This is a genomic window from Mycobacterium sp. MUNTM1, assembly GCF_054660795.1.
Window position 1 is genome coordinate 82,818 of record NZ_BAAGDE010000012.1, and the last position, 12,760, is coordinate 95,577.

8 protein-coding genes are annotated in these 12,760 nt (G+C 68.5%); 4 read left to right on the top strand and 4 right to left on the bottom strand.

Translation table 11 applies throughout. From position 1 onward, the window contains the following. Positions 1-7 precede the first annotated feature (7 nt). The 3 genes from polA (at position 8) to coaE (ending at position 5,649) form a co-directional block, all read left to right on the top strand. Positions 8-2,743 carry a DNA polymerase I gene (polA, locus tag ACYQ8K_RS09445; protein ID WP_459968300.1) on the top strand — a complete coding sequence of 912 codons (2,736 nt, stop codon included), beginning with the start codon at positions 8-10 and terminating at the stop codon, positions 2,741-2,743. A 236-nt stretch (positions 2,744-2,979) separates the two neighbouring features. Further along, positions 2,980-4,416, top strand: coding sequence for a 30S ribosomal protein S1 (gene rpsA / locus ACYQ8K_RS09450; protein ID WP_065056140.1), 1,437 nt, complete (start codon positions 2,980-2,982; stop codon positions 4,414-4,416). A gap of 18 nt (positions 4,417-4,434) precedes the next feature. Next, entirely contained in the window at positions 4,435-5,649 is a 1,215-nt protein-coding gene (gene coaE / locus ACYQ8K_RS09455; RefSeq protein ID WP_459968302.1) for a dephospho-CoA kinase, read from the top strand. Between the two features lie 6 nt (positions 5,650-5,655). On the opposite strand, the gene ACYQ8K_RS09460 is transcribed toward coaE, so the two are convergent. From ACYQ8K_RS09460 to ACYQ8K_RS09475, 4 genes are all read right to left on the bottom strand, one after another. Then, complete coding sequence (locus tag ACYQ8K_RS09460; RefSeq protein ID WP_459968304.1) at positions 5,656-6,069, bottom strand: hypothetical protein; 414 nt, start codon at positions 6,067-6,069, stop codon at positions 5,656-5,658. A gap of 56 nt (positions 6,070-6,125) precedes the next feature. After that, positions 6,126-6,902 carry an Fpg/Nei family DNA glycosylase gene (locus tag ACYQ8K_RS09465; protein ID WP_459968306.1) on the bottom strand — a complete coding sequence of 259 codons (777 nt, stop codon included), beginning with the start codon at positions 6,900-6,902 and terminating at the stop codon, positions 6,126-6,128. Between the two features lie 76 nt (positions 6,903-6,978). Beyond that, positions 6,979-7,419, bottom strand: a complete 441-nt coding sequence (locus tag ACYQ8K_RS09470; protein WP_459968352.1) for a ribonuclease FAU-1 family protein — start codon at positions 7,417-7,419, stop codon at positions 6,979-6,981. A gap of 96 nt (positions 7,420-7,515) precedes the next feature. Continuing rightward, entirely contained in the window at positions 7,516-10,275 is a 2,760-nt protein-coding gene (locus ACYQ8K_RS09475; protein WP_459968308.1) for an ATP-binding cassette domain-containing protein, read from the bottom strand. A gap of 413 nt (positions 10,276-10,688) precedes the next feature. Between ACYQ8K_RS09475 and ACYQ8K_RS09480 the strand changes: the two genes are divergently transcribed. Further along, on the top strand, positions 10,689-12,653 hold the full coding sequence (locus ACYQ8K_RS09480; RefSeq protein ID WP_459968353.1) for a serine/threonine-protein kinase: 1,965 nt from the start codon (positions 10,689-10,691) through the stop codon (positions 12,651-12,653). Positions 12,654-12,760 lie beyond the last annotated feature (107 nt).

Consider the following 12,760-nt stretch of genomic DNA (forward strand, 5'->3'; position numbering starts at 1 on the left):
ACACCGGATGCTTAGAGTGAGAGCCGTGCCCGCCACGAAAACCACCACGAAGGCCAGTGAGGAAGAAACCGCGCCGACGCTCATGCTGCTGGACGGCAACTCGCTGGCGTTTCGGGCGTTCTACGCGCTGCCCGCCGAAAACTTCAAAACCCGCGGCGGGCTGACCACCAACGCGGTCTACGGCTTCACCGCCATGCTGATCAACCTGCTGCGCGACGAGGCCCCGACCCACATCGCCGCGGCGTTCGACGTGTCCCGGCAGACCTTTCGCTCCGAGCGCTACCCGGAATACAAGGCCAACCGGTCGGCCACGCCCGACGAGTTCCGCGGCCAGATCGACATCACCAAGGAAGTCCTCGCGGCACTGGGCATCACGGTGCTGGCCGAGGAGGGGTTCGAGGCCGACGACCTGATCGCGACCCTGGCCACGCAGGCCGAACACGAGGGCTACCGGGTGCTGGTGGTCACCGGCGACCGCGACTCGTTGCAGTTGGTCAGTGACAACGTGACGGTGCTGTATCCCCGCAAGGGGGTCAGCGAGCTGACCCGCTTCACCCCGGATGCCGTCGTCGAGAAGTACGGGCTGACGCCCCAGCAGTACCCCGACTTCGCCGCCCTGCGCGGCGATCCCAGCGACAACCTGCCCGGCATTCCCGGCGTGGGGGAGAAGACCGCCTCCAAATGGATCGGCGAATACGGGTCGCTGCAGGCGCTCGTCGACAACGTCGATTCGGTGCGCGGCAAGGTCGGCGACGCGCTGCGCGCACACCTGGCCAGCGTCATCCGCAACCGTGAGCTGACCGATCTCGTAAAAGACGTGCCGCTGGCCCAGACCCCGGACACGTTGCGGCTGCAACCGTGGGATCGCGACCAGATTCACCGGCTCTTCGACGACCTGGAGTTCCGGGTGCTGCGGGACCGGCTGTTCGAAACCCTGGCCGCGGTGGAGCCCGAGGTCGACGAGGGCTTCGACGTGCGCGGCGGCGCGCTGGAAGCCGGCGAGCTCGCCGTGTGGCTCGCCGAGCACAGCTCGGGGAAGCGGTTCGGCCTGGCCGTCGTCGGCACCCATCTGGCCTACGACGCCGACGCCACCGCGATTGCCATCGTCTCCGCCGACGGCGAGGGCCGCTACATCGACACCGCGACGCTGGATCCCGAAGACGAAGCGGCGCTGGCGTCTTGGCTCGCCGACCCCGGCCCGCCCAAGGCGCTGCACGAGGCCAAGCTGGCGATGCACGACCTGGCCGGACGGGGCTGGACGCTGGCCGGCGTCACCTCCGACACCGCGCTGGCGGCCTACCTGGTGCGGCCCGGGCAGCGCAGCTTCTCCCTCGACGACCTCTCGCTGCGCTACCTGCGCCGCGAGCTGCGCGCAGAAAACCCTGAACAGCAACAACTTTCGCTGCTCGATGACAACGAGGGCACCGACGACCAGGCGGTGCAGACGCTGATCCTGCGCGCCGTGGCGGTACTCGACCTGGCCGATGCGCTCGACGAGGAATTGGCGCGCATCAACTCCACGTCGTTGCTGAGCGGCTTGGAGCTTCCGGTGCAGGCGGTGCTGGCGGGCATGGAAAACGCCGGTATCGCAGTCGATTTGGATCTGCTCAACGAGCTGCAAAGCGATTTCGCCCAGCAGATCCGGGACGCCGCCGAGGCGGCGTACGAGGTGATCGGCAAGCAGATCAACCTGGGCTCGCCAAAACAGTTGCAGACGGTGCTCTTCGACGAGCTGGAGATGCCGAAGACCAAGCGCACCAAGACCGGCTACACCACCGACGCGGATGCCCTGCAATCGCTTTTCGACAAGACCGGCCATCCCTTCCTGCAGCATCTGCTGACCCACCGCGACGCCACCCGGCTCAAAGTCACCGTCGACGGGTTGCTGAACTCGGTGGCCTCGGACGGGCGCATCCACACCACGTTCAACCAAACCATCGCCGCCACGGGCAGGTTGTCGTCGACCGAGCCGAACCTGCAGAACATTCCGATCCGCACCGAGGCGGGCCGGCGGATCCGCGACGCGTTCGTCGTCGGCGACGGCTACAGCGAGCTGATGACGGCCGACTACAGCCAGATCGAGATGCGGATCATGGCCCACCTGTCCAAGGACGCGGGCCTCATCGAGGCGTTCAACACCGGGGAGGACCTGCACTCGTTCGTCGCCTCGCGGGCGTTCGGCGTGCCGATCGAAGAGGTCACCGCCGAGCTGCGCCGCCGGGTGAAGGCGATGTCCTACGGCCTGGCCTACGGGTTGAGCGCCTACGGGCTGTCCGCGCAGCTGAAGATCTCCACCGAGGAAGCCAAAGACCAGATGGAGCAGTACTTCGCCCGGTTCGGCGGGGTGCGTGACTACCTGATGGACGTCGTCGAGCAGGCCCGCAAGGACGGCTTCACGTCGACGGTCTTCGGCCGCCGCCGCTACCTGCCCGAACTCGACAGCAGCAACCGTCAGGTGCGGGAGGCCGCCGAGCGGGCCGCGCTCAACGCGCCCATTCAGGGCAGCGCGGCCGACATCATCAAGGTGGCGATGCTCGAGGTGGACAGGGCGATCAAGGACGCCGGGCTGTCCTCCCGGATCTTGCTGCAGGTGCACGACGAGCTGTTGTTCGAGGTCGCGCCCGGCGAGCGCGAACAGTTGGAGGCGCTGGTGCGCGACAAAATGGGCGGCGCCTACCCGCTCGACGTGCCGCTGGAGGTTTCGGTGGGTTACGGCCGCAGCTGGGACGCCGCGGCGCATTAGTGCCGCAACCCGTCGGCGCGGCGCCCGCGGACGTATATTCGCTGCTCAACCGGTCGTCGAGCCTGTCGTCACGGTGAAAAGTTCGCCGGGGATTCGGCGTGGCGTCATGTTCGGTCCGGCCGTTCGGCCAGATGCGGTGGCGTTGAGTTTGGCCAGCGTGTGCACAGTCGAGTAGCCTCGACAGGTAAATCCTGAATTATCCCTACGACCAAACCTGTCCGGAGCAACCCAACAATATGCCGAGTCCCGCCGTCACCTCGCCGCAAGTAGCCGTCAACGACATTGGCTCGAGCGAGGACTTTCTCGCCGCAATAGACAAAACGATCAAGTACTTCAACGATGGCGACATCGTCGAGGGCACGATCGTCAAAGTGGACCGGGACGAGGTGCTCCTCGATATCGGCTACAAGACCGAAGGGGTCATCCCCGCCCGCGAACTCTCCATCAAGCACGATGTCGACCCCAACGAGGTCGTTTCCGTCGGTGATGAGGTCGAAGCCCTGGTCCTCACCAAGGAGGACAAAGAGGGTCGCCTGATTCTCTCCAAGAAGCGCGCGCAGTACGAGCGCGCCTGGGGCACCATCGAGGCGCTCAAGGAGAAGGACGAGGCCGTCAAGGGCACCGTCATCGAGGTGGTCAAGGGTGGCTTGATCCTCGACATCGGGTTGCGCGGCTTCCTGCCCGCCTCGCTGGTCGAGATGCGCCGGGTCCGCGATCTGCAGCCGTACATCGGCAAGGAGATCGAGGCCAAAATCATCGAGCTGGACAAGAACCGCAACAACGTGGTGCTGAGCCGCCGCGCCTGGCTGGAGCAGACCCAGTCCGAGGTGCGCAGCGAGTTCCTCAACCAGCTGCAGAAGGGCGCCATCCGCAAGGGTGTCGTCTCCTCCATCGTCAACTTCGGCGCGTTCGTCGACCTCGGCGGTGTGGACGGCCTGGTGCACGTGTCCGAGCTGTCCTGGAAGCACATCGACCACCCGTCCGAGGTTGTGCAGGTCGGCGACGAGGTCACCGTCGAGGTGCTCGACGTCGACATGGACCGCGAGCGGGTTTCGTTGTCGCTGAAGGCGACTCAGGAAGACCCGTGGCGCCACTTCGCCCGCACCCACGCCATCGGCCAGATCGTGCCCGGCAAGGTCACCAAGCTGGTTCCGTTCGGTGCGTTCGTGCGTGTCGAGGAGGGCATCGAAGGTCTGGTGCACATCTCCGAGCTGGCCGAGCGCCACGTCGAGGTGCCCGACCAGGTGGTCGCGGTCGGCGACGACGCGATGGTCAAGGTCATCGACATCGATCTGGAGCGCCGCCGGATCTCGTTGTCGCTCAAGCAGGCCAACGAGGACTACACCGACGAGTTCGACCCGGCGAAGTACGGCATGGCCGACAGCTACGACGAGCAGGGCAACTACATCTTCCCCGAGGGCTTCGACTCCGAGACCAACGAATGGCTCGAGGGCTTCGAGAAGCAGCGCAACGAGTGGGAAGCCCGCTACGCCGAGGCCGAGCGCCGGCACAAGATGCACACGGCGCAGATGGAGAAGTTCGCCGCCGCCGAGGCTGCCGGGCACGCCGAGCAGTCGCCGGGCAACGGCGCTCCTCCGGAGAAGGCGGGCGGATCGCTGGCCAGCGACGCCCAATTGGCCGCTCTGCGGGAGAAACTCGCCGGCAACGCGTGACGCTCTGCTGAGCACGCCATGCTGCGGATCGGGCTGACCGGTGGCATCGGCGCCGGCAAGTCGGCGCTGTCGTCCACCTTTGAGCAGTGCGGTGCCGTCATCGTCGACGGGGACGTCATCGCGCGTGAGGTGGTGCAGCCGGGAACCGACGGGCTGGCCGCGCTGGTCGAGGCGTTCGGCAGCGACATCCTGCTCGCGGACGGATCGCTGGATCGACCGGCGTTGGCCGCCAAGGCCTTTCGCGACGACGAGGCACGCAAGACGCTGAACGGGATTGTCCACCCGCTGGTGGGCAATCGCCGTTCGGAGATCATCGCCTCGGTGCCCGAGGATTCCGTTGTGGTGGAGGACATTCCGCTGCTGGTGGAGTCGGGGATGGCGCCGATGTTCCCGCTCGTCGTCATCGTCTACGCCGACGTCCAGGAGCGGTTGCGGCGGCTGGTCGAGCAGCGCGGCATGCCTGAAGACGATGCCCGTGCGAGGATCGCCGCGCAGGCCAGCGACGAGCAGCGCCGCGCGGTCGCCGACATCTGGCTGGATAACTCAAGCAGCCCCGAGGATCTGGTACAGCGGGCCCACGACGTGTGGAACAACCGCATCGTCCCGTTCGCGCACAACCTGAGCGCACACCAGATCGTCCGGGCTCCGGCGCGGTTGGTGCCGCCCGACCCCAGTTGGGCGGACCAGGCGCAACGAATCGTCAACCGCCTCAAGACCAGCTGCGGTCACCGCGCGCTGCGCGTCGATCACATCGGTTCGACCGCGGTGCCCGACTTCCCGGCCAAGGACGTCATCGACGTTCAGATCACCGTCGAATCCCTCGCCGTCGCAGACGAACTCGTCGAGCCGTTGCTGTCCGCCGGATACCCGCGGATCGAGCGCATCGCCACGGACGTGGCCAAGCCCGACGCCCGCAGCACCGTCGAGAGCTACGACCGCCGCGACGATCCGAGGCTGTGGCGCAAGCGAATTCACGCCTCGGCCGATCCCGGTCGACCCACCAACGTGCACATCCGGGTGGACGGCTGGCCCAACCAGCAGTTCGCCCTGCTGTTCGTGGACTGGCTGACGGCCAACCCCGACGCCCGCGCCGACTACCTGGACGTCAAGCGCGCCGCCGAAAAGGCCGGCGGGGGAGACACCGCAGCCTACGTCGAGGTCAAAGAGCCGTGGTTCCTCGACGCGTACCGGCGGGCCTGGGAGTGGGCCGATTCGACGGGCTGGAAGCCCTGACCCGTATCAGGGCAGCGGTGCGCCGCACTGCAGCGCCCCGTTGTTGGGGTCGCCGTTACCGGCCGCCGGTCGCACCATCTGGTCGGTTTGGGTGAAAACGTTGTCGTCGGCGTCGATCTCGCAGTGCACGTTGGCCGCGTAGGGAAAGCGCAGCACGATCCGCAGGCCGGCCTGCGCCGGGTCGGGGAGCACGGTGTTGGCCTCGAATACGTTGCCGGGCATGGAAGGAAGGCCGGTCGTGCTGGCCTGGCCGCCGTTGGTTACGAACGTCGCCTGGCTACCGGTCGTCAGAGCGTCGATCCTCGCCCGATAGGTGATGTTGTGCAGGTCCGCTCTCGCGGTTGCCGGGCTCAGCTGGATGCTGGCGGCGATGACCGTCAGCGCGGCGATCGGCATCCACCGGCGGGATCGAGAGGTCATAGCAGCTGAGATTACGCCCAGCGTCGCCCTGGCCACCAGGCGGTTCGGTGCAGCGCCTAGGGCTGGCAATGGGGACACCAGAACGACATCCGGCCGCCGATTCGGCCGTGGCGAAGGGCCGTGCCGCAGCGCGGGCAGTGCGGGTCCGGCTCGTCGCGTGCCCCGGTGAGCCAGCGCGGCAGGCCGGGCACCCGGCCGTGGCGCACCGCCGTGTGTAGCACCTGCGTCATCGCGCGATGCAACTCCTTGACGGCTTCGTTGCCCAGCTCCGCGATGGGGACGGTGGGCCGAATCCTGGCCCGCCAGCAGATTTCGTCGACCAGCAGATTGCCGAGGCCCGCGATCACCGACTGGTCCATGAGCGTCGGCTTCAGACGACCGCGTCGCCCGGCCATCACGTCGCGAAACTCTCGCAGGCCCAAGCGCAGCGCGTCGGGGCCCTGCGGACCCAGCATGTCCGCAAGGTCGTCCTCGTCGTCGGCCAGCCAGACCCCGCGCAGCTTGCGCAGATCGGCGTAGCGCAGTTCACCCTTGTCGAGCGACACCACCAGGCGCTCATACTTTTCCGGCTCGGTGCCGTCGTTCGCGTAGTACGGGTGTCCGGTCATGCCGCTGTGGATCAGCAGCGCCGGACCGTCGGTCGGCAGTATCAGCCATTTGCCGTGCCGGCGTGGGGCTTCGAAGCGGTGCCCGGCCAGGCGCCGGGCGAGGGCGGTGGAGGAGGTGTTGCGCAGAATTCCCGGGTCGAGGACAGCTACGTGTTCAATCCGGCGGCGGGGCAACCATTTCGCCAGCTCGCGCCGGAATCCATCGACGTCCGGCAGTTCAGGCACGAGGTTTCGCCGTCATGACGTGCTGGGTGACAAAAGACATCTCTCGTGCATACCCGGCGCCGCACCGGGAAAACGGCTACGGCCCGCGCCACGTCAGCGCCACGCCGTGGTGCGCCAGCCAGCGCGACAGGTCATAGCCGTTGCAGGCCAACCCATCGACGGCGCACACGGCGCGTCGCACCGCCCGCTCGGCTGCCTCGGGAGTCAGCAATCCGTGGCGGACGGCGTCCAGCAACTCGTCGACGTCGGTGAGCTCGGCCCTGGCGCCGGTGCGGACCTCGATGTCCAGGTAGTGGTCCTCGGAATGCCACACGGCGGGACCGGGTGAGTATTCGCCCACATCCAGGTAGTAGTCGTGGTCGCGTTCGTGCCCGGGATTGAAGTGAAACACGGTGGCCCGCAAGCCCAACGACGGCAGCAGCCAGGACTCGAGGTAATGGAACTGGGCGCGGCCGGGAGTGGGGCGGGCGACGTAGAGGCCCCACGGATGCACCGCGTACTCGTCGACGGCCCGCACGATGCCCTTGGGATCGGTGTTCGTACGGGCCACGAGGTCGAACGTCTCGTGCTTCGGCGCGTGAATGATGTCACCCTACCGCCGCGAGGCGACCCGTTAGCGACGCAACCGGATCTTCCACCGCACGAACCCGGCGTAGAAGAGCGACAACGCGGCCAGCATGCCCATGTCCAGCAACCAGATCTTCGGCGTGTGCTGCCAGAACCGGTCCTGGGACAGCAGCGAATCGGGCACCAGGTGGCGCAGGTCGACCGTCGACGCCGCCGCCGCGTAACCCCAGCGCGCCGGCATCGCCCACGACAGCTGGTTCAAACCGAGCCGGCCCGTCACCGGGACCATCCCGCCGCACAGCACCAGCTGCGCCATCACCGTCACCACGAACAGCGGCATGATCTGCTCGCTGGACCGAACCAGCGACGAAATCGCCAGGCCCAGAATGGCCGACGCGACGCACGTCGCCGCCACGGTGGCGAACAGTTCGACGGTGGCCCCGACGGTCGAGTGCCCGAACAGCACCGCGCCGCGCGTCGGGGCGCCCTTGCCGATCACCACGATCGCCGTCACGATCGCCGACTGCAGTATCGCGAACCCGCAGAACACCGCGCTCTTGGCGAGCAGGTAGGCGGTGGTCGACAACCCGACCGCCTGCTCCCGCTGGAAGATGGCGCGCTCGCCGACCAGGTCGCGAATCGTCAAGGCGGTACCCATGAATGCCGCGGCCGGCATCAGCAGGGCCAGTATCTGCGCGGCCTCGTCGGGCGTCCCCGCGTTGGGTGCCGGAACATGAAATCCGTTGCTGCCCGGGACGGTCAGCGACAGCGAGCCGAGGATGAACGGCAGCAGCGCCAGAAAGACGAAGTAGGCGCGGTCGGCGATCACCAGGCGGACCTGGCGACGTGCGATCGTCGAAATCTGGCGCCGCACGCTGGTGTGCACCGGTTCGCCCAGGCCGCTCGGCTCGTCGGTCTTGTCCGGCAGGTACTTCTGCGGCCGCTTCTGCGCCTCGTTCTGTTCCAGGAAGCGGCGGTTGGCCTCGTCCGGGTCAGCGCCGACCTGGGTGAAGATCTTCGCCCAGTTGGTGGTGCCCATCGCCCCGCCGATCTGGTCGGGCGCGCCGCAGTAGGCCGTCTTGCCGCCGGGCGCCATCAGCAGCACCTGGTCGCAGACGTCCAGGTAGGACAGCGAGTGCGTCACCACCAGCACGACGCGGCCGGCGTCGGCCAGTTGGCGCAGCATCGTCATCACCTGCAGGTCCAGCGCGGGATCCAGGCCCGAGGTGGGCTCGTCGAGGATCAGCAACGACGGCCCGGTCAGCAACTCGAGGGCCACCGAGGCGCGCTTGCGTTGCCCGCCGGACAGCTTCTCCACGCGGGTATCGGCGTGCTTGGTCAGGTCGAGCTCCTCGAGCACCTGGGCGACGACCTTGGCGCGGTCGGCTTTGCTGGTGTCGGGCGGCAGGCGCAGCTCGGCCGCGTACCCCAAGGCCTGGTTGATGGTCAGCTGGCGGTGCACCACGTCGTCCTGCGGGACGATGCCGATCCTGCTGCGCAGCGACGCGTACTCGGCGTGAATGTTGTGTCCCTCGAACGTCACTGAACCCGACGTCGGGGTGGTGTAGCCGGCGATCAGCCGGGCCAGGGTGCTCTTGCCGGCGCCCGAACCGCCGATGACGGCGGTCAGCGTGCCGGGGCGCGCGGTCAGCGAGATGTCGTCCAGCAGTTGTTTGCCGTTGTCGACGACGTATTTGACGTCGCGCACTTCCAGGCCGCCGGTGCGGGTGTCGGCGCCGGCGTGCTCGGTCAGGGTGCCGTCGCGGAACACCAGATCGACGTTGCCGATGGTGACGACGTCGTCCTCGGACAGGATGGCCGACCCGATCCGGGTGCCGTTCACGAACGTTCCGTTGACGCTGTTGTCCCGGATCTCGGTGCCCAGCTGGGTGGGCACCAGGGTGGCGTGCTGACGCGACGCCAGGACGTCGGAGACGACGATGTCGTTCTCGGCGGCCCGGCCGATCGTCATGGCGCCGGCCGTGCCGGCGGCCGATGACGCGCGTGGCGAGAGCAATTTCACAAAACGCGTCGCGAGGTTCGACACGTCGGCCGTCTTGGTGTCGATGACGGTGAATTCGGCTGCGGGCGTGGGGGATGGCGGCGGCGGCGCCGCGGTTTCGCGCGCCACGGGCGGCGTGACCTGCAACCTTGCCGGGGACCCGGGGTCGATGACGGTGGGGTGCTCGGGCGGTGTGCCACGCGATGCCGGTGGCGGCGGCACGCGCGGCGGCGGCGGCTGACGGGGCGGTGTCGCCGGCTGCCGCGGCGGTGCGTTCGGCGGCCTGGCCGGCTGCCGCGGCGGCACGGGGCGCGACGGCGCCCCCTGCGGACCGCCGCGCGCCGGGCTCCTGGCCGGGCCGCCCGGCCGGGCCTGCGGGGGCCGCGGCGGGTGTGTGGGGTTGGTTTGCTCAGCAACCGCGGACCACGGCAGGGTCGGCGGCCCGGAATCGTGGCTCGGCCGGGTCCGCGGCGGATACCCGGCATGACCCTGCTGCGGCCCGATCGCGAAGGTCAGCCGCGGGCCCTGCGGGTTTCCGATGTGAATGCTCTGGCCGTCGTGGATATCGACCACCGGCATCCGGTAGCCGTTCAGGTAGGTCCCGTTGAGCGAGCCGTTATCGATTGCCAGCCAACGGCCTTGGTCGAACCGCAGCAGCAGATGCGCGCGCGAGATCCGCGGATCGGCGATGCGCACATCGGCCTGCACGTCGCGCCCGACGACCACCTCGTGGCCGGCCGCGAAGGATCGTTGGGACCCGTCGTGCCGAATTGTCAGGATGGGCGGGGCGGGTCGAGTCACCACACAAGTATCGGCCCGGGATGGCAGTGCGCTCTATTTGACTCAGCTGTGACTTCGCTTTGTTTCGATCCGGCCACTCATAGCCCTTTCATAGCCCGCTGCGACGAATCGCCCACGGCGGTACGGCATTATTCGATCGGGAGGGGAGAGTTCGATTGTGTCCGCGCGCCGAGCACAGCGTTGTGCCGGTAGCCAGCGAGACGGAGTAGAGGGCCCAATCGCTATGCGCATGCCCATGGTGTGCGATCCGCATCACAGTGCGGCGACACCTGGGCGGTGCCGGGAAACGAGGGGGCAAGGCATTGACGAACGAGCACAAGGGAACTACGCGGCGCATCGGCGCCGGGCGACGGCTGCTGAGCAACCCGCGACAGGCCCGAGAGGCGTTGCGCGCGGGTTTTCAGTCGTTGCCCGCCATGCCCATCGGGCAGCTGTTCCGCCGGATACCCCCAGTCGATTCCGCGCCGAACGTGGAACCCGTGGCGGCGCAACGGGCCGACGATTCCTCGGGGTCGCGCCTCGCGGTCGTCAACGGCGCGTCGTTCGCCGGCTACACGATTCTGCGGCAACTTGGCGCCGGTGGCATGGCCGAGGTGTATCTCGCGCTGCACCCCAGGCTGCCCCGCCGCGACGTGATCAAGGTCCTCGCCGAGGCGGTGACCGCCGACCCCGAGTTTCGCGAACGGTTCAACCGGGAGGCCGATCTCGCGGCGACGCTGTGGCACCCGCACATCGTCGGTGTGCACGACCGGGGCGAATTCAACGGGCATCTGTGGATCTCGATGGACTACGTCGAGGGCACCGACGCCTCGCGGCTGGTCAAGGAGAACTACGCCGACGGGATGCCGATCCACGAGGTGTGCGCCATCGTGCAGGCCGTCGCGGGCGCGCTGGACTACGCCCACGATCGAGGGCTGCTGCACCGCGACGTCAAGCCGGCCAACATCCTGCTCACCCATCCCGACGAGGGTGAGCGCCGAATCCTGTTGGCGGACTTCGGCGTCGCGCGTCACCTGGGCGACATCAGCGGGATCACCGAGACCAACGTCGCGGTCGGAACCGTGGCATACGCCGCGCCCGAGCAGCTGACCGGTTCCCCGATCGACGGCCGGGCGGACCAATATGCTTTGGCCGCAACGGCTTTCCACCTGCTGACCGGGGCGCCGCCGTTCCAGCACTCCAACCCGATCGCGGTGATCAGTCAGCACCTGCACGAGGACCCGCCCCGGCTCAGCGATCACCGCCCCGATCTGGCCGAGCTCGACGAGGTGTTCTTCCGCGCCCTCGCCAAGCAACCGGAGGACCGGTTCGAGCGGTGCCGCGCGTTCGCCGCCGCCGTCGGCGAGGCAGTCGGCGGTGCGGCCGAAGCCGGTCCGGGCGACCAGCCACGCGCCGACGTGTCGGCGCCGCATCGCCGGCGCGGGCCCGCCGGCGCCGTCGCCGGGCTGAGCCACCGGTTTTCGGCGAAAGCCCGGTGGGCGACCGCGCTGGTGTGTGCGGTGCTGATCGCCGTCGCGGCGACCTGGTCGCTGCTCTACTCGTTCCAGCCCGACACGCCGCCGGCCAACCCCGCGCTCGCGTCGAGACCGTCCGCCCCGGCCGCCAGCGCAGCACCCACCCCGGGCGGACCGGTGCTCAACGGCACCTACCGGCTGGACTACGACCAGACCAAGCGCACCACCAACGGCATCTCGATCCGGCACGACGGGGCCGCCACCAGCTGGTGGGCGTTCCGGTCGGTGTGCACCACCAACGGATGCGCAGCCACCGGGACCCAGCTGGACGATGCCACCCATCAGGTGGCCGACACCACCGACGGGGGGCAGACCGACACCCTGCGCTTCGTCGGGGGCTACTGGCAGGGCGACCCGGTGCAGCAACGGGTGGGCTGCACGCAACCCAACGGCCAGGTCCGGGCCACCCAGCAGGAAACCATCGCCTGGTCGCTGGCGCCGCAAGCCGACGGCACGCTGCGCGGCACGCTGACCGAGACGGTGCTGAGCAACGAGTGCGGCGCCCAGGGCGCGGTGGTCCGGGTGCCCGTGGTGGCCACCCGGACCGGCGACGTGCCCGCGAAGGTGACGTTGGGCGACCCCACCCAGGTCATCAACGCCTCGACCACCGCGTCCGCTCCGGCGCCGCCGGTGCTCGGCGGGCTGTGCAGCGACGTGGGCAAGGTCGCCTACGACCCGACCAACAACGAGCAGATCGTCTGCGAGGGCAGCAGCTGGGCCAAGGCGCCGATCACGATGGGCGTGCACGCCGCCGGCAGCTCATGCGACCGGCCGGGCACGTCGGTGTTCGCCATGAGCACCTCGAGCGACGGCTACCTGCTGCAATGCGATCCGGTCACCCGGACGTGGACGCGCCCGGCGGGTTAGCCTGCCGAGGGGTCTCCTGGGAATCACCATGTCCTTTCGGACTGGTACGAATGGGGCGGCTGTGGCCCACCGCGGGCGCTGACCTGGGCGGACCGGCTCCGCGACAC